This is a genomic window from Agrobacterium sp. CNPSo 3708, from assembly GCF_028674915.1.
In the GTDB taxonomy this organism is placed as follows: Bacteria; Pseudomonadota; Alphaproteobacteria; order Rhizobiales; family Rhizobiaceae; genus Agrobacterium; species Agrobacterium cavarae.
In genome coordinates, this window is sequence record NZ_JAQZSF010000001.1 from 400,255 (window position 1) to 423,034 (window position 22,780).

Here is a 22,780-nt window from a genome sequence, read left to right on the forward strand (position 1 = left end):
CAATTTCATGCAGAGTCAAGAAAATTCGTGCAGGGGATTGGGTCGATGCTAACATCGGAACGAAAGACGCTCATTCAGCAGGTCCTGCAAAGGGACGGACGAATTGTTGCGAAGAGCTTCGCCGAAGAACTCGGCGTCTCCGAGGACACGATACGCCGCGATCTGCGTGAACTTGCCAAGGACGGTCTGTTACAGAGGGTTCATGGTGGCGCGCTGCCATCCTCACCAGCAGTTGCCGATTACCGTGTGCGCGAACAGATGGCGTCCTCGGCAAAGGAAAAGCTTGCCCGGGCAGCAGCCACGTTGATCAAGCCGGGACAAATCGTCTTCCTCGACGGCGGCACCACCAATCTCCAGCTTGCCCGCCATCTGCCGCACGCCCTACAGGCCACCATCATCACCCACAGTCCAAGCATCGCGGTGGAACTGGCGCATCATCCGTCCGTCGAGGTGGAGTCGATCGGCGGGCGGCTTTTCAAGCACTCGATTGTTTCCATGGGTGCTGTGAGCGCCGAGGCCATTTCGGGCATCCATGCCGAGCTGTTCTTCCTTGGCGCGACGGGCGTCCATCCAGAGGCCGGCGCGACCACTGGAAACCGCGAAGAGGCAGCAATCAAAAGGTTGATCGCTCGCCAATGCGCCGAGACGATCCTGGTTGCGACGAAGGACAAGATCGGCGCTGCTTCGCCCTATCTCATCCTGCCTCTGGATAAGCTTGCCACTCTGGTCGTGGATGCCGACCTGCCGGACACGCTGCTGAAGCCCTACAGGGCAGCAGGACCGGCGATCGTGAAGGTCTGACGTCAGACTTTGAGGAAGGTAAGATAGGCGGAGCTCCGCCCCTCGCGCTTGGCCTTGTTCTCGTAGCGGGTACCAGGCCAGTTGTCGTAAGGCGTCAGCCAGTCGGCCGACGTCTTGGCCGTCCACTCGAAGCCGCCACGCCGGGCGCAATGCTGCAGCGTCCAGTTGATGTATGTATCAATGTCGGAAGCGAAGCAGAACTTGCCGCCCGGCTTCAGCACGCGGTAGAAACGAGCAAGATTGACGTCCGACACAAAGCGGCGCTTCCAGTGCTTCTTCTTCGGCCACGGGTCCGGATAAAGCAGGTCAATGTGATCGATGCATTCATCAGGAAGCCAGTCCAGCAATTGCGTCGCGTCGTCGTCATAGAGGCGGATGTTCATCAACTCGCGCTCTTTGACGGCGCCAAGAAGCTTCGCCATGGAATTGACGAACGGCTCCACGCCGATGAAGCCTGTCGATGGATTTTCAGCGGCACGATGAACCAGATGTTCGCCACCGCCAAAACCGATTTCCAGGCGGATGGATTTCACGTCGGCCGGGAAGAGTGCGGCGAGCGGCTTCGGCGCCGGTGTTTCAAGATCGACTTTCAACAGCGGCAAAAGGCTCTCGATGCTTTCCACCTGCTGGTTGCGCAAAGGCTTGCCCTTGCGCCTGCCATAGAACGCTTCCGTCGATCGTGAACGCCGCTCTTCCGTCATCGTGAACTCTCTCAAGCAAAATAGATGAACCCGCACCTTACCGTTTCATCGGTATTGCGCGGGTTTCAAGTTTTCAGACCCTATCCCTCAAACGGTCGCCCATGGCAAGACCGGAGTCGAGGGGAGGGCTATGTTTCGAGCCGATGACCTCAAGCGGCCTTCAGCGCATCCTTGAGCGGCTTGACCAGATCGATCTTCTCCCAGGAGAAGGATCCGTCGCGGCCAGCCTTGCGACCAAAATGGCCGTAGGATGCGGTCTTGGCATAGATCGGCTTGTTGAGGTCGAGGTGACGACGGATGCCCGACGGCGAGAGGTCCATGACCTTGCGGATCGCGGCTTCCACTTCGTCTTCGCTGACCTTGCCCGTCTGATGCAGATCGACATAGACCGAGAGCGGCTGTGCAACGCCGATGGCGTAGGACAGCTGGATGGTGCAACGGTCGGCAAGACCTGCGGCAACCACGTTCTTTGCCAGGTAGCGGGCGGCGTAAGCTGCGGAACGGTCCACCTTCGTGGTGTCCTTACCGGAGAATGCGCCACCGCCGTGCGGAGCTGCACCACCATATGTGTCGACGATGATCTTGCGGCCGGTCAGGCCGGCATCGCCATCGGGACCGCCGATCACGAACTTGCCCGTCGGGTTGATGTACCACTTGCAATCATCGGCAATCTTCAGGTCGCCAAGCGCTTCGCGGATGTAAGGTTCGACGACCGCGCGAACCTTCTTGGAATCCCAGCTTGCGTCCAGATGCTGGGTGGACAGAACGATGGAAACGGCTTCAGACGCCTTGCCGTCGACGTAGCGAACGGTCACCTGGCTCTTGGCATCGGGGCCGAGCTTGGCGGCTTCGCCTTCGCCGCTCTTGCGAGCGTTGGCAAGCAGCTGAAGAATGCGGTGAGAATAATAGATCGGCGCCGGCATCAGGTCCGGCGTTTCCTTGCAGGCGTAACCGAACATGATGCCCTGGTCGCCAGCCCCTTCGTCGCCCTGCTTGTCGGAGGCGTTATCGACGCCCTGTGCGATATCGGCAGACTGCGGGTGCAAGAGCACGTCGATCTTTGCGGTCTTCCAATGGAAGCCGTCCTGCTCATAGCCGATGTCGCGGATGGCCTTGCGCGCCGCGGACTTGAACTTGGATGGGTTGATCACCGGATGGCCAGCGGCATCCTTCAGGACATTGCCGTCCTTGTCCTTTTTCAGCAGCGTATCAGGAACGCGCACTTCACCAGCGATGATCACGCGGTTGGTGGTGGCAAGCGTTTCGCAAGCGATGCGAACGGTCCATGGGTCGACGCCGGTCTTGGACGCTTCACGATAAATCAGATCGACGATTTCATCGGAAATTCGGTCGCAAACCTTGTCAGGATGACCTTCAGCAACGGATTCGCTGGTGAACAGGTAGTTGGCGCGCATGCGGGATTCCCCTCAAAGAACAGGTCTGTGCGTTTGTTATTCATTTCATCGGAAAAAACAAGGACAGAACGACATAAATATATCTTTATATCGGAATTTCATTTCTGCAAGCACACAACAAAAAACGGCCCCGAAAGGCCGTTCAAGTGGGTATTCGATCGATCTTCGGTCGCTTACTCGGCGTCGCCTTCCGCAGCCAGCGCCTTTACTAGGTCAACGATACGGCGGCGGACCTTCGGATCGTTGATCTTGACGAAGGCGCGATTGAGCTGCAGTCCCTCGGACGAGGAGAGAAAATCCACGACGTAATTGGAGCTCGACGCTTCGGCGGAGCCGGAAGCGGAGGCTGGCTCGGCGCCCGGCGCATCTTCGAAGAAGAAGGAAACCGGAACGTTCAGAATGGCGGAGATGTTCTGAAGACGGCTGGCGCCAACGCGGTTGGTGCCCTTTTCATATTTCTGGATCTGCTGGAAGGTAATTCCAAGGCTTTCACCCAGCTTTTCCTGGCTCATGCCCAGCATGGTGCGGCGCAACCGGATGCGGCTTCCGACATGAATGTCGATTGGGTTCGGCTTCTTCTTATTTTCGGTCATATGTTAGTCCTGACATCCTGTTGTCGGTGATTGTTACACATTAACGCAAAACCGTAGAGGTCGGATCAGTGCAACAGTCCTTCATATCACTTGCGTTGTACAACCCTACAATCTCACTATGCAATTTCAGGGGTTTTCGGTCAATTCTTGCGGCTGACTAAACCATACCTAGAAAACAGCGCCACGATCAACATTGTTATAAACAACAACCAAAAGTTCGTTTTACGGGCACCGCTGCTCAGGACGTCGTCTGCCTTACTACTTAGAGTAGCGTCGATTATACCCTTTTGACCATAGTCAAGACCAGCCTCAATGCCACCTAACGGATCAATGATGGCGGAAATGCCAGTGTTGGCTGCTCGAATCACTGGCAAGCCAGTTTCCACAGCGCGCACACGTGCCTGCTGGAAGTGCTGATAGGGCCCGGGTGTATCGCCGAACCAGCCATCATTGGTGACATTCAGGATCGCTTCAGACGAGGCAATATCGGCCGGCACTTCATCGGGAAAGATGATCTCGTAGCAGATGAAGGAGTAGAGCTTCTTGCCGGATGGAAGAATGATGGGTGTCCGGCTAGCCGCCGGTGAGAAACCGCCCGGCAGGTTGACGATATTCTCGATGTCGAAACGCCGCAGCACGTCTTCGAAAGGCACATACTCGCCGAAGGGCACAAGATGCACCTTGTCGGTCGCACCAATGATCTGGCCTTGGCCATCCACGGCATAGACGGAATTGTAGTAGCGCGGCGGATGCCCTGCCCCCGCATCCTCCATGCGCACCGCCCCCGTCAGCAAGATCTGACCATCCTCCAGCGTCTTGGCGATTTCTTCCAGCGCATCCGGGTTCTGGGTCAAAATGAAGGGAACGGATGTTTCCGGCCAGACGATGATATCGGGCCGCTTCTTGCCTGGCGTCGGCGGAAGCGCCGATAGGCGAAGATGCTCCTGGAATATTTCGGCACGATCGGCATTCAGCATCTTGCGCGACTGATCGATGCCGGGCTGCACGATGCGCACCGTGATTGCATCCGCCGCTGGCTCCGGCAATGGCCGATGCTGACGATAAAACCCGTATCCCACATGGCCTGCCAGCAGCAGAACAGCAAGCGTCAGGCCCGGCACCATGCCACGGCGGGTTCCAAAAAGCGCGGGGCTGGAGAAAACAAAGACCGCCAGCATCGACATGCCGAAGATGCCGATCAGGTTGGAACTCTGCATCATCAACGGAACCGGCATCATCCCGTAACCGATCGCGTTCCAGGGAAAGCCAGTGGCGACGAAGCTGCGCAACCATTCCACCAGTCCAAAGGCTGCGGAGAGGGCCGCAAGCCTGCCCCATCCATCCGACCAGAGGCTGTTGGCCAGCATCACGGCAAGACCGTAAAAAAGCGCGAGAAAAGCGGGCAGGCCCAGAATTGCCAGCGGCAGAGCCCAGGCAAACTCATCAGCCTCCAGCAGCAGCGCATTTCCGAGCCACCAGAGGCCCGCAACGAAATAGCCAAAGCCGAAAATCCAGCCGAGCAGAAACGCTCTGAAGGCGCGAGACACGACGCCACCATCGGGGCTTCCCGTGGTGCCATCGATCAACCAGACCAGAAGGGTGAAGGAAACGAAGAGGCTGGCGAAGAACCCGATCGGCGGCAGCGCGAGCGCACCGATAGCGCCGGCCAGAAATGCGATGAGAACGCGGCTGAAGCCACCGCTCAACATGATCGTGCCCGCGAGCCGCTCCATACAGTATCAATCTCCTTGAGGGGCACCGTTCAGCAACGCAAAACCGGAAAGCGGATACCAGAACCTGACTTGCCATCGAAACGCGCGCAGTCGGAGAGACCACCGATTGTGTTTCGGCTGCCGAACGCCGAATAGTTATGCGGCATGCCCTTCCGACTTACTGTAAAAAAAATAGAACGTCCACAGGACAGCGATGGCGTGTCTGTGCAATCCGCCAATTGCAGCGGCCTCATCTATCGGTTGTTGGAAAAGAAGAAATCCCGGACCCTTTTGCCCGGGACTTAAACCCATCAAACGGCAGCCTTGTCCGTGCTGTCGGATGGGGCGGGAAGCGCGATCATCTCACTGGTCAAGACGGGTGCTGGCGCCTGGTCATCCTCGCCCGTGGAGGACTCGTCGCGAAGGATGCGGACACGCTTGATGCGGCGATTGTCGGCATCCAGAATCTGGAATTCAAATCCTGGTACCGCGCGGACCACCTCACCCTTTGACGGAATGCGGCCAAGCGCAAAGAAGACGAGACCACCCAAAGTATCGATCTCCTCGGCATGCTCTCGAACATCGAAATCCGGACCGATCGCCTGGGCAAGTTCCGCCAGTTCTATGCGCGCATCCGCGATCAGGACGTCTGACGACACGCGGACGAACATCGCCTCGTCCTTGTCATGCTCATCGTCGATGTCGCCAATGACCATCTCCACGATATCCTCGTGGGACACAAGCCCGTCTGTGCCACCATATTCGTCGATGATCACCGCAAGCTGGGTGCGCTGCGCCTGCATGGTCTTCAAGAGATCGGATGCGAGCATGGAGGGCGGCGCAAACAGGATCTTGCGGATGATTCCGGCTTCGGCCAGCGTCGTTTCGAGATCGACGCGGGCGAGGTCGAAATTCGAGCGCGGTGTGCGCGGCGCCTTCGCCTCGCCATTGGCTGGCGCGCGTGTACCGCTTCTGCGCTTGTTGCGCGCCTGCTTGCCCACATAGGACAGGAGGTCGCGAATATGGATCATGCCCTTGGGATCGTCGAGCGTCTCGTCATAAACCGGCATGCGCGAGCGTCCGGTCGCCTCGAAGCGGATCATCGCTTCACCGATCGTCGTCTCCTGATCGAGCCCGTCAATATCGACGCGCGGGATCATGATGTCCTCGACCGTGACTTCTCTGAAGCGGAGAATATTGTTGAGCATCGCCCGCTCGTCGGGCGTGAAGGCAGCGCCGATATCCGTATCGGTCATCAGCGCGTCGGTCAGATCTTCACGAAGGCGCTCGCCCTGCGATGGCTTCAAGATCCGGGAAATTCTCGACCAGATGGTCGAGCGGGGCTTTGCTTGATAGTCCTGTCGTAACGGACTACTGCCCTCCTCCGATGAGGATTGTTCCCCGGCGTCCTTGCCCTCTTGGGGCGGTCTTGCAGAATGTTCGTTCATTGTCCCAAACAGTTCGATCAAAGCGGGTCCTGACCCGCATAGGGATCAGATAGGCCAAGAGTCGCCAAAATGCGAGTCTCAAGCCCCTCCATTTCTTCCGCCTCTTCGGTTTCCATATGGTCATAACCGAAAAGATGCAGACATCCATGCACCAGCAGATGGGTCAAATGATCCTCGAAACTCTTCTCGAGATCAAGAGCTTCGCGCATGACAGTTTCATGCGCAATGACAATATCGCCGAGCATGGGCCCCGGCATGCCGCCCGGCTCCAGCGGAAAGGCCGGAAAAGACAGGACATTCGTCGCCTTGTCTTTATTGCGCCATTCCGCATTTATTTCCTTGATGGCAGCGTCATCGGTGAAAACCAGCGACAGTTCCACCGGCATGGCGGGGAACGGCTGCTGCTCTTCGTCTTTCAGATAGGAAACAGTGGCCTCCAGCACTTTCGTGCTGAAGGCCAAAAGCTCTTCCTCCGAGGACCAGTCATCGGCCTCGACAGCGATTTGAATATCCAGAACCGTCATTGTCTCGGCTTCAGTAACCTTGTCTTGGAAGGCTCTCATCCGGCACGGCCGTGTGGGATTCGTAGGCCTTGACGATACGCGCCACCATCGGGTGACGCACGACGTCGACGTCCTTGAAGCGAACCACTGAAACGCCTTCAACGTCGCCCAGGATCTGCAAGGCCTCGACCAGACCGGATTTCACCCCACGCGGAAGGTCGACCTGGCTTGGGTCGCCGGTGACGATCATGCGACCGTTCTCACCCAGACGGGTCAGGAACATCTTCATCTGCATGGTCGTGGTGTTCTGCGCCTCGTCGAGAATGACGGCAGCGTTTGCGAGCGTGCGGCCACGCATGAAGGCGAGCGGCGCAATCTCGATAACGCCTGCCTGAATGGCACGCTCCACCTTGTCGCCGGGCATCATGTCGTAAAGCGCATCATAGAGTGGACGAAGATAGGGGTCGACCTTTTCCTTCATGTCGCCGGGCAAGAAGCCCAGACGCTCGCCCGCTTCGACGGCAGGCCGAGAAAGAACGATGCGATCCACCGCACCGCGCTCTAGAAGCTGGGCGGCATGGGCGACGGCCAGATAGGTCTTGCCGGTACCGGCTGGCCCAACACCGAAGACGAGTTCCGACTGTTCCAGCGCCCGCATATAGACATCCTGTGTCGGTGTGCGGGCAGCAATGGTCTTCTTGCGGGTAGAAATCTGGGCCATCGACACCTTGGCTTTGCGCTCCATTGTCGGCAGGGTCAGTTGGTCATCTGCCGCGACCGCCATGCGGATTGCGCCTTCGACGTCGGAAAGTTCGGCTGTGCCACCCTTCAGCAGGCGCTGATAGAGGAAATCCAGAGCGCGGCGGGCCTGGTTGGTCGCAACCATGTCGCCGGTGATCGCCACCGAATTGCCGCGTGGGCGGGCATCGATGTTGAGCTTCTGCTCCAGTAATTTCAGGTTTTGATCGAACTGACCGAATAGCTCTCCGGCTATTCTGTTATTCTCGAACGTGAGGACGAAGTGATTGGCGTCGGTCGCGGGTGAACGTGGCTGGCGCGATGATGGTGAGACCAATTCGTGTGCGTTCAAGCGGTCAGGCTCCTGTCCGAGGTCAGTTCCGGTTCCCAACTCTAACTCTATGCCACCTCGGCAAACAAGCTGTTTGGACCGGTCGCGGTGATTCGTACATGAATAATGTCACCGATTTTCATGTTCTTTGCATCAAGATTCACAGACTGCAGCCAGGGAGAACGACCGATCAGCTGTCCGGGCATGCGACCGGGCTTTTCCAGCAACACATCCATGGTCTTTCCAACGAGCGACTGGGCAAAGTCGTTCTGCTGTTTCAACAGCAGCGCCTGCAATCTCTCCAGCCGTTCGGCCTTGACATCTTCCGGCACCTGATCGTTCAAATCGGCGCCGGGCGTCCCTGGACGCGTCGAATATTTGAACGAAAAGGCCTGCGCGTATTTCACCGCTTCCACGATTGCGAGCGTGTCTTCGAAGTCCTGATCCGTCTCGCCGGGGAAGCCCACAATAAAATCCCCGGACATGGCGATATCAGGGCGGGCGGTGCGGATTCGTTCGATCAGCCTCAAATATTCCTCGCCCGTATGGCGGCGGTTCATGGCTTTCAAAATGCGGTCGGAGCCAGCCTGAACCGGCAGATGGAGATAGGGCATCAGCGCGCGCAACTCGCGATGCGCCTCGATCAGGCGATCATCCATGTCGCGCGGGTGGCTTGTCGTATAGCGTAGACGTGCGAGGCCCGGAATTTCGGACAAGCGATAGAGAAGCTCCGCGAGCCCCCATTCTTCGCCCTTCGGCCCCGTCGAGCGCCAGGCATTGACGTTCTGGCCAAGGAGCGTGATCTCGCGCACGCCGGCATCGACAAGCTTCATCGCCTCGTCGAGGATCTGGCTGACGGGCCGGGAAACTTCCGAACCGCGGGTGTAGGGCACGACGCAGAAGGTGCAGAACTTGTCGCAACCTTCCTGAACGGTAAGGAAGGCTGTCACGCCACGCGAGCGCAGCTTTGCCTTTTCGGCGACCGGCAGATGCTCGAACTTGTCTTCAACCGCATAATCGGTCTCGATCACCCGCTCGCCATCGCGAACGCGGGCAAGCGCCTGCGGCAGGCGATGATAGGTCTGCGGGCCGATGACGACATCGACGGCGGGCGCACGGCGCAGTATCTCTTCGCCTTCGGCCTGGGCCACACAACCGGCGACGCCAATGACGAATTCACGGCCCTCTTCCTCGCGCAACTTCTTCATGTCGCGCAAACGACCGAGAGCGGAATAGACCTTTTCCGCCGCCTTTTCACGGATGTGACAGGTGTTGAGCAGAACGAGATCCGCCTCGCCCATATCCTCCGTCTGAACATAACCATCCTTTGCCAGAGCATCGCTCATGCGCAAGGAATCGTAGACATTCATCTGACAGCCGTAGGTCTTGATGAAGACCTTGCGGCTGTTGGCTCCATGAGCCATAGCGGTCTGGGTGGCGTCGAGGCCAAGCGTGTCCTGGGTCATGGCGCGTATCTAATGATTTTCGGCCACCAGTTAAATAGAAAAATACGGAAATAGAGGCTATCGCGGCTTTCGCCAGCCGCCGCGAAGGCTGAAATTCAACATGGTGCGAAGTGCAGTGGTCGCTTCGATGCTGAGCGCCTTGCGATTATCACCCTTGCGGAAGGGGATCGCTTCCCCAAAAGTGACGTCAACCTCGATTGCGCCGGCCTTCACCAGCCCCACCAATGACGGCAACAAGCCGATGCTTCCAGGCCAGGCGGCAACCGGTCTATGGTAACGTCCCATCGCCATGCCCTGAATGCCGGTATAGGCGATCGCAACGGGCTGGACATGGACGAGCTGGCTCGGAACCTGATCGGCGGCACTCGATGCTGCTCCGAACAGCGAGGACTTGATTGGTAAAAGCCGATTGCCATCCGAGGTCGTACCCTCGGGGAAGAGCACGATGATCTCGCCGCCTGCCAGCCTATCGGCAATCTCGTTGACCTGCACGCCTGTCGTGCGTTTCTGTTCACGGGTGACGAAGACGGTTTTCTGCAAACGCGCCAGCTTGCCGAAGATCGGCCAGTCGCGCACTTCGGTCTTGGCAATGAAGGCGACATCCGCCACGCTGCCCAGCACCAATATGTCCTTCCAGGAGACGTGATTGGCAATCAGCAGCAGAGGTCGTTCGGTCTCCAGCCCGCCATGGACATGAACCCTGATACCGATCGATCGGCAGGCCACCCGGTGCCACAGGCGCGGCACTCTGCGGCGGATCGGCAAATCCAGCCAGAGGCCGATGAGTTGCACGGGCAACAGCACAAGGGTCACGATGGAGAGAATGAAAACCGCATAGGCAATCCGAAGCCACGTCATCGCCGCACTTGCTCCGTGGCCATGGAAAGTTGCCTCAACGCTCTTCTGGTTTCAGCGGAACGCCGTAGAGTTCAAGCCGATGATCGACGAGCCTGAAGCCGTGCTCGCGGGCAATCTTTTCCTGCAGCGCTTCGATCTCAGCGGAACGAAATTCGATGACGACACCAGTCTTCAGGTCGATCAGATGATCGTGGTGCTCTTCCGGTACGGTCTCATAGCGCGAGCGGCCATCGCGAAAATCATGGCGCTCGATAATGCCCGCGTCTTCAAACAGCTTAACGGTGCGATAGACGGTGGAGATCGAAATCTTTGGATCGACAGCGGATGAGCGACGATAGAGCTCCTCCACGTCCGGATGGTCTTCCGATTCCTGAAGAACGCGCGCGATGACACGCCGCTGGTCGGTCATGCGCATGCCGCGCTCCGCACATATTTCTTCAAGGGTTTTCGAAAGGTCTACCACGATAATCAGGCCTTCAGATTCTGCGTTGGTCCACCATATTGGTGGCAGAGTGTCTCACTGTCACGGAACTATCGAAGATCGCGGCGCATGACAAGCGCTGTGGATTTCGTCCCATCCTTGGCCGTGTAATAGGCCTTGCGCTCTGCGACCGTCTTGAAGCCGAGCTTGCGGTAGAGATGCACGGCCGGACCGTTCGACCCATCCACCTCCAGAAACATGGTTTCGGCACCGCGCATCAGCGCTTCGCGCATGGCAGCCTGCATCAGGCGCCAGCCAAGCCCGGCACCGGCAAATTTGTCGCTGACGGCAAGTGTCAGAATTTCAGCTTCTCCGCCCGCCTCACGCGACAACACGAAGCCGCCGAGCGGCTGGCTGAAGAAGGCGTTGGTTTGACGCGCGACGGCGCCAAAGACAGTGTTCTGTGACAGGAGGCTCGAAAACTCGCCCTCACTCCACGCCTGAGTAAAGCGGGACGTGTGGAGCTCGGCGACACCGGCGCAGTCACCATGCGCCATCGGCACGATTTCAAAAAAGGGTTTCCAGCTCAGATAGTCGTCGAACATTGCAGGGAATCATCCACCTTGAATGCAAGAGGGCTACAGCATTGTCCGGCAAATCGAAATCGATTTCGACCGGGCGAAACGGCGCGCTTTCAGGCGGGCGACAGGCGTTCCAATGCGAAGCCAGATTGCGGGCGGGCATCCGGGCCACGCAGGTAAAGCGGTGCGGGCTTCGGCTGATGCGCGGGTTTCGTCGCCGCGACGCGCGCGACGGTATCGATCGGAAAATGATCCGGCCGCGAACCCGTCTCCTCGCCAGCAAAGAGCGGTGCGGCGGAGCCTATGATCGCGCCGTCAAACCCGACAAGCGATTGTCTGGCTTCATCGAGAGACACCAGCGCGGCCTCGGTCAAAGGCGCGCCTTCGGCTGCGAAGATCTGGAGATAGCATTCGCCGCGCTTGGCATCGAGACCGACCGCAACGGGATGGCCGGGCTGCTGCCGCTGGTGATGAGCGGCAAGCGTCTCAAGCGTCGTGATGCCGACTGCTTCGACATCGAGCGAGAGCGCAAAGCCGCGTGCGGCGGCCACACCCACGCGAATGCCGGTGAAAGAACCGGGGCCGATCGTGACGGCGAGACGCTCGACGGCATTGAGCGTCAGACCAGCCTTGGAAAGCGCACCATCGATAATGCCTATCAACAATTCGGCATGGCCCTTGCCGATGTTTTCCGTCACTTCGCCGAGAACAGTATCGTTTTCACTGTCATAAACACAGGCAGAGCAATCCACGCCGGATGTATCGATGGAGAGAATGATCATCTGAAAAGCTGAACCCTATGCCTGTCCAAAGCGCAAGCCATGAGCGGCACGAATGAGGCTCGTGGCAACGCCGCTTATGAGTAGAGGCGCAGTCACGCGCCTCGCCTCAGTATCGATCGATTGGCTCAGCCGTTTATCAAACAGCCTCGACCTCTTGCACTTCCGGCACGAAGTGGCGGAGCAGGTTCTGCACGCCATGCTTCAGGGTTGCCGTGGAAGACGGGCAGCCGGAGCATGCGCCCTTCATGTTGAGGAACACCGTGCCATCGCGAAAACCACGGAAGGTGATGTCGCCGCCATCTTGCGCCACTGCTGGACGGACGCGGGTTTCGAGAAGTTCCTTGATGGTCGCAACGATCGTCTCGTCACCCTCTTCGAAGAACTCTTCTTCCTCGTCGGAAATCTCTGCATGGATCGCCGTGCCCATCAGCGGGCGGCCGGACATAAAGTGCTCCATGATCGAACCGAGGATGGCGGGCTTCAGATGCTGCCATTCGGCACCGTCCTTGGTAACGGTGATGAAATCGAAGCCGTAATAGACGCCAGTGACGCCCGGAATTTCAAACAGCGTCGCTGCGAGCGGCGAAGATTGCGCCTGCTCAGCGCTCAGGAATTCCGCCGTGCCGCTTTCCAGAACCACTCTGCCCGGCAGGAACTTCAGGGTCGTCGGGTTTGGCGTGGATTCCGTTTGAATGAACATTTCGATCTCCTTCGAGGCAGCGCCCCGGTCAGGGCATCCTTGCCCCGTAATTTAGAATGCTCCAAAATATGCCGGACGAAGAGCGACTTCAAGCCCTGACATGACAATCCCGTTCAAGAAATCTTCCGCCCTGTTCTACACCCGTTTTCGCCAAAGCCGAACAGGATTCTTCGTGGCGAAAGCGCTTGATGGACAGCGATCAGCAAAGGGCGTCAATTTCCTCGTCCGTCAGCGTATCCGGCAGGACCGTGACGGGAATGGGGAAGGCAGCGCCGCGTCCGGCAATGGAGGAGACGAGCGGACCTGGGCCGTCCTTGGTAGAGCCTGCAGCCAATACAAGGATGGCAATGTCGCGATCTTCTTCGATCAGCCCGTGGATCTGCTCGGCGGCATTGCCTTCGCGGATCACCGCCTCGGGTTCGATACCGACGGTCTCGCGCACGCGTTGTGCGACCTTCGCCAGCGAGGCTTCAGCCTCTTCGCGGGCTTCGGCCCGCATGATCTGCTCGACACCCAGCCACTGCTGGAAATCCCCTTCTGGGATGACAAAGAGCAGAACGAGGGCGCCATTGGAGTTCTTGGCGCGGCGGCCGGCATAATGCACGGCTCTTTCGCATTCCGGTGTGCCATCGATGACCACCAGAAATTTTCGCCGGTGCCCTTCCAGGCGCGACAGCCGTTTTGAAACCATTCAGCACTCCCTGTTTCCGCCGTGGCATGAAGCGCCGCCCGCCGGTTTGGGCGGAGCTTATCGTATCACAATGGAAAGCGGAATCGATTTTCCAAAAAGGCGAATGTGCAGATGCGACGCCTCCGCACTTAGAAAAACGCCTCTCACAGCACGGCGAGAGGCGCAGACAAAATCACCGCAGGAAACCGATGATGTCGCGGACTTCGTCCATCGTCTTTTGTGCGATGGCACCAGCACGCTCGCCGCCATCCTTTAGGATCGCGTCGATATGGCTGACATCATCCAGAAGGCGGCGCATCTCGTTGTTGATCGGTGCAAGCACGTTGACCGCCAGATCGACAAGCGCCGGCTTGAAGGCCGAAAACTGCTGTCCACCGAATTCGGCAAGCACATCCGCCTTGGTCTTGTCGGAGAGGGCCGCATAGATTCCGACGAGGTTTTCCGCCTCGGCGCGACCTTTCAGGCCTTCGACTTCGCTCGGCAATGCGTCCGGGTCGGTCTTGGCCTTCTTGATCTTCTTGGAGATCGCGTCGACATCATCCATCAGGTTGATGCGCGACAAATCCGACGGATCGGATTTCGACATCTTCTTGGTGCCGTCCTTCAAGGACATGACACGGGGTGCCGGACCGCCGATCAGCGGTTCGACCATCGGGAAGTAGGCGTGAACCGGTTCGTCGCCGACGGTGATATCGAGGCCGAGACCAGCCTTGCGGATATGATCGCCGAAATCGATGTTGAACTTCTGGGCGATGTCGCGTGCCAGTTCCAGGTGCTGCTTCTGGTCGTCACCGACCGGAACATGGGTTGCCCGATACACCAGAATGTCTGCCGCCATCAGGCTCGGATAGGCCAGCAGTCCAAGCGAAACCTGCTCGGCATTCTTGCCGGACTTGTCCTTGAACTGGGTCATGCGCTCCATCCAGCCGATGCGCGCGACGCAGTTGAACACCCAGGCAAGCTCGGCATGCTGCGGCACGGCCGACTGGTTGAAGACGATATGCTTCACCGGATCGATGCCCGACGCAATGAAGGCGGCAGCAATCGAACGCGTCTGCGCCTTCAGGTCCGAATGGACCAACTGTGCGGTGATGGCGTGCATGTCGACGACGCAATAGATGCAGTCATTGTCTTCCTGCAATGCAACGAACTTGCGGATGGCGCCGAGATAGTTGCCAAGGTGGAGATTGCCGGTGGGCTGAACCCCGGAGAAAACCAGCGGCTTGAATGCGTTCATGATCGTCCTCGAAAAGGCTTGTGGAGGGCCTTGCCCCGCGCTGTGATGTGGCCCGCGCTTATGCACCCGGAACCCGTTGCAATCAAGGGGTTTCAACGGCTGGCTGGAGCAGGTCCCACTTGTTGCCGTAGAGGTCTTCGAAAACGGCAACCGTGCCGTAAACCTCGCGACGCGGCTCTTCCAGAAAGCGGATCCCGTTGTCTTTCATGCGGTGAAAATCCGAGTCGAAATCATCCGTATACAGGAAGAAACCAACCCGACCGCCGGTCTGATGGCCGATGGCGGCAGCCTGCGCTTCTCCATCCGCCTGCGCCAGCAGAAGCCCGCTTGCCCCCTCACCTTTCGGTTTGATGACAAGCCAGCGCTTGCCGTCCGGCATCGGCTGATCCGAAATGCATTCGAAGCCAAGGCTGTCACAATAAAAGGCCTTCGCGCGATCGTAATCGTCCACCACCAGAGAGACGAGCGCGATGTGGCGCATGGAGGTGAAGCCGGAACTCATGGTTCGATCTCGCTTTGGACATCCGTCTTGCGCTTGCGCTTCATGCCGCGCCTGACCATCCCAAGGTTTGCCCCACCGGAGGCGAAGGCAACGCCGAAATAGATGACCATGGCGCCGACGACCAGCGCAAGCAATGTGCCTGCCCGGACCGCAAGGTTTGATGCCGATGACAGTTCGTAGGAAAAATAGGACAGCGCATAATGAATGGCGAACGCCATGAGACCTGCCGCGATCAGCAGCCGCGGGATGCGCAGCAGTAACGGGAGATCGAGCTTCCAGTGCCCGCGCCACATCAGCATGCCGAAGAGCAGTGCGGCATTCACCCAACCGGCGGTGATTTCCGCCGTCGCAATCCCCGGACCGCCGTAAGAGGGGAAAAGGGTGAGCGCGAGCGAGACGTTCACCACCACGGAAATCGCCGCGAAGATCATCGGTGTGCGGGTATCCTCGCGGGCGAAGAAGCCGGGAATAAAGGCCTTGATCAGAACGAAGGCCGGCAGGCCGAGGCCATAGATGCCGAGGATTTCCGCAACAGTGACCGTTGCAGACGGCGAGAAGTTGCCGCGCTCATAGAGAAAGCGAACGATGGGCTCGGCCATGACCAGCAGCGCTGCAGCGGCCGGCAGCGTCAGGAAGAGTACGAACTCGACGGAGCGGTTCTGCAGATTGGCCGCCTCCACCGCATGGCCGCCGCGAAGCGCACGCGCCAGTTCCGGCAGAAGAACCGTCGCCACCGCAATGCCGACGACGCCGAGCGGCAACTGATAGATGCGGTCGGCGTAGGCGAGCGAGGAGATCACGCCGTCTCCGCCAGACGCGATATTGGTGTTGATCAGCAAGTTGATCTGGGTGATGCCGCCGGTGATTGCGGCCGGCAGCGCCAGAACCAGCAGGCGCTTGACATTGCCCGTCAGTTTCGGGCGGCGAAAGCCGATCTTGATACCGGCATGACGCACGGCAACCCAGACGATAGCAAGCTGGACGAAACCTGCGGCCATCACACCCCAGGAGAGTGCGTAGCCGACCTGCAGCGCATCATAGTGCTTCCACCAGGCAAGCGCCAAGACGCCGATGAGGATGACATTGAGAAAGACCGGCGCGATGGCCGCAGCGAAGTAACGATGCAGCGAATTCAGCATTCCGCCCATCATGGCCGCCAGCGACATGCAGGCGAGATAGGGGAACATGATGGTGGCGAGGCGCACCGTGTTTTCAAATTTCGTCGGGTCATCGACAAAGCCCGGTGCAATCACCGTTCTGACGAGAAACGGCATGGACAGTTCCATGACGATGGTCAGCGCCATCAGCACCGTGAAGAGGACGCCGAAAACCTCCTCGGAGAAGCGGCGCGCGCCCTCCATGCCATTGGCCTCGATCTCCTTGGCGAAAAGCGGCACGAAGGCGGAGTTGAACGCGCCCTCGGCAAACAGGCGGCGGAAGGTGTTGGGAAAACGGAAGGCCGCATTGAAAGCGTCCGCCACCGGTCCGGTACCCACCGCTGCCGCCATCAGCATTTCACGGATGAAGCCGAACAGGCGGCTTCCAAGCGTCGCACCGCCGACGGTGGCGAATTTGCCGATCAAACTCATTTTTTGTTCAAGCCTTTGCGGTGCGCGCAGCAGGAAGGGCTGCTACATCCGGATGCGCGATGATGCCGGAGGGCATGCGATCACGCAGTTCATCTTCCTGCTCCGCCATGACGGCCTTCAACCGCATTGCGATATTGGATTGACGGTTTTCCGTCATCACCTTCTGGCCGAAGAGATCGGTGACGTAGAAGGTATCGATGACCTTTTCGCCGAAGGTGGTGATCCGCGCGGAGGTGATATCCAGCGATAGATCGGCCAGCACCGCCGTCATGTCCGCCAGGAGGCCGGGACGGTCAAGGCATTCGACCTCGATGACGGTGAATTTGTTGGAAAGCCCGTTGGAAATCGTCACCGACGGCGGGATATTGAAGGTCTTGCTCTTCTTGCGGCTCTTGGTCCGCGTCGCAATGATCTCGGGAAGCCGCTTCTTGCCGGCGAGAACCTCTTCGATCAGTTTGCCGATATTGGTGGCGCGGCGGGTTTCATCCTCATCGATCGGGAATTCGCGGTTGATCAGGATCGTATCGAGGGCGCGGCCGTCCGATGTCGTGAAGATCTGAGCGTCGGCGATGTTGGCGCCGGCAGCGGAGCAGGCGCCGGTGATAATCGACAGCAGGCGCGGATGGTCGGGTGCCAGAACCGTGATCTCGGTGATGGCGTGGAAGGAATGGGTGCGGGCCATGGTTGCCAGCGCCTTTTCCTGCTTGTCCGCCTCACGCAGAAAGCGGGTGTGGCGGACCTGGTCTTCCAAGGCGACAGACAGAAGATAGGCATCATAATGCAGCTTGCTGTATTTGCGCCGCGCCTTCTGGCCCCAGTCATCCAGCGCATCGTAAAGGCGCTGACGGGCGATCTTGGCGCGCTCCTTGCGCGAGCTTTCCGAAAAGCCGCCGGAGAGAAGAAGCTCGGTTTCATAATAGAGCGTGCGCAGCAACTGCCCCTTCCAGCCGTTCCAGACGTCCGGGCCAACGGCGCGGATGTCGCAAACGGTGAGGATCAACAGCATCTTCAGCCGCTCCATCGACTGAACCTTGTCGGCAAAGTCGGTGATCGTCTTGCGGTCATGCAGATCGCGGGTCTGGGCCACCATCGACATCAGGAGGTGCTGCTCGATCAGCCACATCACTGTCTCGGTCTGCTTGGTGGAGAGACGGAAGCGCTGGCAGAGCTTGCGGGCCACGCGTGCACCGGCAATGGAGTGATCCTCCTGCCTGCCCTTTGCCACATCGTGAAGGAGAACGGCGACATAGAGAGCGTCGCGGTCTTCGATGGCCGGCATCAACTGGTTGACCAGCGGATGGGTATCGACCGCCTGCCCCTTGTCGATCTCGGCGAGGATTGCGACCGAGCGGATCAAGTGCTCATCAACCGTATAGTGATGATACATGTTGAACTGCATCATCGCGACGATCTTGCCGAATTCGGGGATGAATTTGCCGAGAACACCCGCCTCGTTCATGCGCCGTAGCGTCAGTGCCGGATCGCGCCTCGAGGTCAGGATGGCGAGGAACAGCCGGTTGGCTTCCTCATTCTCGCGAAGCTCATGATTGATGAGACCGAGCGAGCGGGTCACGACGCGAAGGGCATCCGGGTGCAGTTCGAGATTGTTGATATCGGCCACGTGGAAAAGCCGGATCAGGCTGACCGGATCGTTGCGGAAGACATCGGCATTGGCGAGCGCAATGCGACCGCGGTCTTCGACGAACTCACTGGAGCCCGGGATCTTGCGAAGTCGATGGGCAAAGCGGCTGAGAACGCCGGAAAGCCCCGGCACATCCTTCGCCTGGCGGTCCTCAAGAGCAGCGCAAAGAATGCGCGTCAGATCGCCCACATCCTTGGCCACGAGGAAGTAATGCTTCATGAAGCGCTCGACAGCCGAAAGGCCGGGTCGTGGCTGGTAATGAAGGGCGGCGGCAATCTCGCGCTGGATATCGAAGGAAAGCCGCTCCTCGGCCTTGCCGGTGATGAAGTGCATCTGGCAGCGCACCGCCCAGAGAAAATCATCGGCCTTTTCGAAGAGCTTCAGTTCGCTTCTGGAAAGAACGCCGAGCTTCACCAGCTCTGCCGTGTCGCGCACGTGGTAATAATATTTGGCGATCCAGAAGAGCGTGTGGAGATCGCGCAGGCCGCCCTTGCCTTCCTTCACATTCGGCTCGACCAGATAGCGCGTATCGCCCGCCTTGCGATGGCGCTGATCGCGCTCGGCCAACTTGGCGGCGATGAATTCCGGACCGCTATTGGTGACGACTTCGGTCTCGAAGCGGCGCTCCAACTCGTCGGCGAGCGACTTCTTTCCGCAGATCGGGCGCATTTCGAGAATGGCGGTGCGGATTGTCATATCCGCCTTGGACAGCTTGATGCACTCATCCACGGTGCGGGTGGCGTGGCCGACCTTGAAGCCGACATCCCAAAGAATGTAGAGAATGAACTCGATCGCCTTGTGCATATCCGGCGTGTTCTTGAGCGGCAGCAGGAACAGAAGGTCGATGTCCGATCCGGGTGCCAGCGTGCCGCGCCCATAGCCGCCGACAGCGGTGATGGCAATGCCTGGCGCATCCTTCGGATAGACATATTGGCAGGCAAGATCGTAGAGCACCTCGATCAGACGATCCTGCAGCCACGAAATACACCTTGCGCAGTCAATGCCGCCGCCTTCGGAATCGAGAAGATCGCGCGCCATTTGCCGTCCGTCGCTGCTTGCCTTCTTGAAGATGGGCAAAAGGTCGGAGCGCACATCCGACACGCGCTTTCCATCGCCTTGAAAGACGAGATCGCATTGATGCTTCAGTGCTGCGACATCCAGTATCGCGGAGAAATCCAGGTCCTTAGAGGCCATTGAGCCGATATCCATTCCATGCGTCTTGCGCTGATGGCACAGCGCTATAGCGATTTTGAGGCCGAATGGACAGGCACTCTAAGCATCAAGCGTTGCCAAGTTGTTTCTTGAGCGCATAGAGCGCATCCAGTGCCTCGCGCGGCGTCATTTCGTCCGGGTTCAGCACCTTCAACGCGTCATCCACCTTCGAGTTGCCCTTGGCGTTAGCCGCTTCGCGCCGGACCGCGACCTGAAACAGCGGCAGATCATCGATCAACTGGCTCGCCGGGTTTTTGCGATCGGCATCCTCGAGTTGGTTGAGAACCTCTCTTGCGCGCTCCACCACCGCGGCGGGAAGGCCGGCAAGGCGGGCCACCTGAATGCCATACGAGCGATCCGCAGCACCGGGACCAACCTCGTGCAGGAAGATCACGTCGCCTTCCCATTCCCGCACCTTCATGGTGACGTTGGAGAGGCGGCCAAGCTTTTCAGACAGCACCGTCAGCTCATGGAAATGGGTGGCGAAAAGACCGCGGCAGCGGTTCACCTCATGTAAGTGTTCCACCGTCGCCCAGGCAATGGAGAGGCCGTCGAAGGTTGCCGTGCCGCGCCCGATCTCGTCGAGGATGACGAGCGAACGTTCCGTTGCCTGATTGAGGATAGCCGCCGTCTCGACCATTTCGACCATAAAGGTCGAGCGGCCACGGGCGAGATCGTCGGAGGCGCCGACGCGCGAGAACAGCCGGTCCACAATGCCAATATGGGCAGCCTCTGCCGGAACGAAGGACCCGATCTGGGCGAGGATGGCGATCAACGCATTCTGACGCAGGAAGGTCGACTTACCACCCATGTTCGGACCGGTCAGCATCCAGATCGCGCCGTTGCGATTGCCATTGACGGCTGAGAGATCGCAGTTATTGGCAATGAAGGGTCCGCTCGACTGACGACGCAAGGCCTGCTCCACGACCGGGTGACGCCCGCCGCGAATTGCAAAGGTCATGGAGCCATCGACCACCGGTCGGCAATAGGCCTGTTCGGATGCCAGATGGGCGAGGCTCGTCGCCACGTCGATAGCAGCAAGTGCCAGAGAGCCCGCCTTGATGGCTTCGGCTTCGGCCACCACCGCCTGCACCATCCGGTCGAAGGCCCGCAACTCCATGGTCAGCGCCTGGGCGGCGGCGTTAGCGATGCGGCTTTCCAGATCGGCAAGCTCGGTGGTGGTAAAGCGCATAGCGCCGGCCATCGTCTGGCGGTGGATGAAGCGCGCCTTGGCTTCGTCGCTTCCCGTCATCACATCAGCATTGCCAGCCGTCGCCTCGATGAAGTAGCCGAGCACATTGTTGTGCTTGATCTTCAGCGACTTGATGCCGGTCTCTTCCGCATATTGCAATTGCAAGCCGGCAATCACCCGACGCGACTGGTCGCGCAGCGCCCGCACCTCATCGAGTTCCGGGTTCGAGCCTTCACGAATGAAGCCGCCATCGCGCTTCAGGAGCGGAAGGTCGTCCGACAGCATCTCCGACAGCATGGCTTCGAGCGAGGCTGGCAAGGCTTTAAGATCGGCGAGCGCAGCCACCAGTTCGTCGGGCAACAGGCCCTGATCAAGCAACTGACCGACGATCGCGGCAGCGGAAAGTCCCTGGCGAATGGCACCGAGATCGCGCGGACCGCCGCGATCGAGCGCCAGGCGCGACAGCGCGCGCGGCATGTCTGCCACCTGTTTCAGAGCCTCGCGCAGACCATCGCTCAAGGATACATCGTCGATCAGATAGGCCACCGCGTCGAGACGGGCGTTGATCCGCTCGGGATCGGTCAGCGGCGACATCAGCCGTTCCGCCAGAAGCCGCGCACCGCCGCCGGTGACCGTGCGGTTGATCGCCTGCAAGAGCGATCCGTCGCGTTCTCCGGCAAGCGTCTTGGTCAATTCCAGATTGGCGCGGGTCGCAGGATCGATGAACAGCGTCGAGGCAGAGCTTTCGCGCTCCGGCGCGCCGAGAGGCGGGCGCTCGGCAATCTGCGTCTTCTCGACATAGGCAACGGCGGCGGCGGCGGCGGCCAGTTCCACACGGGAGAACGTTCCGAAGCCATCCAGCGTCGAGACGTTGAAGTAACGCGCGATACGACCTTCTGCCGTCGCGCTATCAAACAGGACTGCAGGTTGAGGCACGGCCACGCGACCCAGCACATCGAAGGTCGGCCGCAATTCTTCGTCGTGAAACAGGCTGTCGGACACGATCAACTCGCGCGGATCGATGCGCCAAATGTCGGCCAGCAGCCGCGTCAATGTCGTCTCCGCCAGTCTGAAGACGCCGGTGGAGATGTCGATCCAGGCCAGCGCAAACTGCGCCTCCGAACTGCCGCGGATGCGCGCAAGTGCCATGAGGTAGTTGGATTCGGTCGGAGAGAGCAGCTTCTCTTCGGTCAACGTGCCGGGCGTGACAAGGCGCACGACGTCACGTTTGACCACCGATTTCGAGCCACGCTTCTTGGCTTCCGCCGGGTCTTCCACCTGTTCGCATACGGCAACGCGATAGCCGCGCATGATCAGCTTTTGCAGATAGTCATCCGCCGCATGGACCGGAACGCCGCACATCGGAATGTCCTGACCCAGATGCTGGCCGCGCTTGGTGAGGGTGATGCCGAGCGCGCGCGAGGCTTCCGCCGCATCATCGAAGAACAGTTCGTAGAAATCGCCCATGCGATAGAAAAGCAGCGAACCGGGATTGTTCGCCTTGATCTCGATATACTGCTCCATCATCGGCGTTGCCGATGCGCGGCTCTCTTCGGAAATGAGCGAGGCGGTGGAATGAACATCCGTCAATGGCGTGATCGTATCTGCTTGGGGCTTTGAGAAAACAAAGCCGGAGACTACCGGCGCGGCTCTCCAAGAACAACA

The 22,780-nt window shown here is 59.2% G+C and carries 20 protein-coding genes; 1 reads left to right on the top strand and 19 read right to left on the bottom strand.

The genetic code is table 11. The features are described from left to right. The first annotated feature begins 45 nt into the window (after positions 1-45). Positions 46-801, top strand: coding sequence for a DeoR/GlpR family DNA-binding transcription regulator (locus tag PVA19_RS01860; RefSeq protein ID WP_113226068.1), 756 nt, complete (start codon positions 46-48; stop codon positions 799-801). Positions 802-803: 2 nt separating this feature from the next. On the opposite strand, the gene trmB is transcribed toward PVA19_RS01860, so the two are convergent. The 19 genes from trmB to mutS all read right to left on the bottom strand — a co-directional run bounded on the left by trmB (position 804) and on the right by mutS (position 22,642). Continuing rightward, on the bottom strand, positions 804-1,502 hold the full coding sequence (gene trmB, locus PVA19_RS01865; RefSeq protein WP_274100982.1) for a tRNA (guanine(46)-N(7))-methyltransferase TrmB: 699 nt from the start codon (positions 1,500-1,502) through the stop codon (positions 804-806). 149 nt (positions 1,503-1,651) lie between these two features. After that, positions 1,652-2,917: a methionine adenosyltransferase gene (metK, locus tag PVA19_RS01870; RefSeq protein WP_062427099.1), complete on the bottom strand. Its 1,266-nt coding sequence runs from the start codon at positions 2,915-2,917 to the stop codon at positions 1,652-1,654. Between the two features lie 173 nt (positions 2,918-3,090). Then, positions 3,091-3,510, bottom strand: a complete 420-nt coding sequence (locus PVA19_RS01875; RefSeq protein ID WP_062427100.1) for a helix-turn-helix domain-containing protein — start codon at positions 3,508-3,510, stop codon at positions 3,091-3,093. A 140-nt stretch (positions 3,511-3,650) separates the two neighbouring features. Next, positions 3,651-5,243: an apolipoprotein N-acyltransferase gene (gene lnt, locus PVA19_RS01880; protein ID WP_274100983.1), complete on the bottom strand. Its 1,593-nt coding sequence runs from the start codon at positions 5,241-5,243 to the stop codon at positions 3,651-3,653. A gap of 290 nt (positions 5,244-5,533) precedes the next feature. Next, positions 5,534-6,670, bottom strand: a complete 1,137-nt coding sequence (locus PVA19_RS01885; protein ID WP_113273005.1) for a hemolysin family protein — start codon at positions 6,668-6,670, stop codon at positions 5,534-5,536. Between the two features lie 17 nt (positions 6,671-6,687). Continuing rightward, complete coding sequence (ybeY, locus tag PVA19_RS01890) at positions 6,688-7,194, bottom strand: rRNA maturation RNase YbeY (protein ID WP_112955521.1); 507 nt, start codon at positions 7,192-7,194, stop codon at positions 6,688-6,690. Positions 7,195-7,204: 10 nt separating this feature from the next. Next, on the bottom strand, positions 7,205-8,263 hold the full coding sequence (locus PVA19_RS01895) for a PhoH family protein (RefSeq protein ID WP_062427103.1): 1,059 nt from the start codon (positions 8,261-8,263) through the stop codon (positions 7,205-7,207). A gap of 47 nt (positions 8,264-8,310) precedes the next feature. Then, a complete protein-coding gene (gene miaB / locus PVA19_RS01900) occupies positions 8,311-9,708 on the bottom strand; it encodes a tRNA (N6-isopentenyl adenosine(37)-C2)-methylthiotransferase MiaB (protein ID WP_144621792.1) in 1,398 nt (465 codons plus the stop codon). 57 nt (positions 9,709-9,765) lie between these two features. Next, positions 9,766-10,566, bottom strand: a complete 801-nt coding sequence (locus tag PVA19_RS01905; protein WP_274100984.1) for a lysophospholipid acyltransferase family protein — start codon at positions 10,564-10,566, stop codon at positions 9,766-9,768. A gap of 34 nt (positions 10,567-10,600) precedes the next feature. Continuing rightward, positions 10,601-11,029: a Fur family transcriptional regulator gene (locus PVA19_RS01910; protein WP_062443002.1), complete on the bottom strand. Its 429-nt coding sequence runs from the start codon at positions 11,027-11,029 to the stop codon at positions 10,601-10,603. A 68-nt stretch (positions 11,030-11,097) separates the two neighbouring features. Further along, the gene (locus PVA19_RS01915; protein WP_274100985.1) at positions 11,098-11,592 is read right to left on the bottom strand and encodes a GNAT family N-acetyltransferase; all 495 of its coding nucleotides are present in this window, start codon (positions 11,590-11,592) and stop codon (positions 11,098-11,100) included. Between the two features lie 89 nt (positions 11,593-11,681). Next, positions 11,682-12,350: a tRNA (adenosine(37)-N6)-threonylcarbamoyltransferase complex dimerization subunit type 1 TsaB gene (gene tsaB, locus PVA19_RS01920; protein WP_144621795.1), complete on the bottom strand. Its 669-nt coding sequence runs from the start codon at positions 12,348-12,350 to the stop codon at positions 11,682-11,684. Between the two features lie 136 nt (positions 12,351-12,486). Continuing rightward, positions 12,487-13,050, bottom strand: coding sequence for a NifU family protein (locus tag PVA19_RS01925; protein WP_062443010.1), 564 nt, complete (start codon positions 13,048-13,050; stop codon positions 12,487-12,489). A gap of 199 nt (positions 13,051-13,249) precedes the next feature. Beyond that, a complete protein-coding gene (locus tag PVA19_RS01930; protein WP_062427110.1) occupies positions 13,250-13,741 on the bottom strand; it encodes a universal stress protein in 492 nt (163 codons plus the stop codon). A gap of 172 nt (positions 13,742-13,913) precedes the next feature. Continuing rightward, positions 13,914-14,978 carry a tryptophan--tRNA ligase gene (gene trpS / locus PVA19_RS01935; protein ID WP_062427111.1) on the bottom strand — a complete coding sequence of 355 codons (1,065 nt, stop codon included), beginning with the start codon at positions 14,976-14,978 and terminating at the stop codon, positions 13,914-13,916. A gap of 82 nt (positions 14,979-15,060) precedes the next feature. After that, complete coding sequence (locus PVA19_RS01940; RefSeq protein WP_246666395.1) at positions 15,061-15,480, bottom strand: VOC family protein; 420 nt, start codon at positions 15,478-15,480, stop codon at positions 15,061-15,063. Beyond that, the gene (gene murJ, locus PVA19_RS01945) at positions 15,477-17,069 is read right to left on the bottom strand and encodes a murein biosynthesis integral membrane protein MurJ (RefSeq protein ID WP_113266330.1); all 1,593 of its coding nucleotides are present in this window, start codon (positions 17,067-17,069) and stop codon (positions 15,477-15,479) included. The genes PVA19_RS01940 and murJ overlap by 4 nt, the downstream gene beginning before the upstream one ends. A gap of 7 nt (positions 17,070-17,076) precedes the next feature. Continuing rightward, positions 17,077-19,905, bottom strand: coding sequence for a [protein-PII] uridylyltransferase (locus PVA19_RS01950; RefSeq protein WP_274100986.1), 2,829 nt, complete (start codon positions 19,903-19,905; stop codon positions 17,077-17,079). An 85-nt stretch (positions 19,906-19,990) separates the two neighbouring features. Further along, positions 19,991-22,642, bottom strand: a complete 2,652-nt coding sequence (mutS, locus tag PVA19_RS01955; RefSeq protein WP_274101086.1) for a DNA mismatch repair protein MutS — start codon at positions 22,640-22,642, stop codon at positions 19,991-19,993. Positions 22,643-22,780 lie beyond the last annotated feature (138 nt).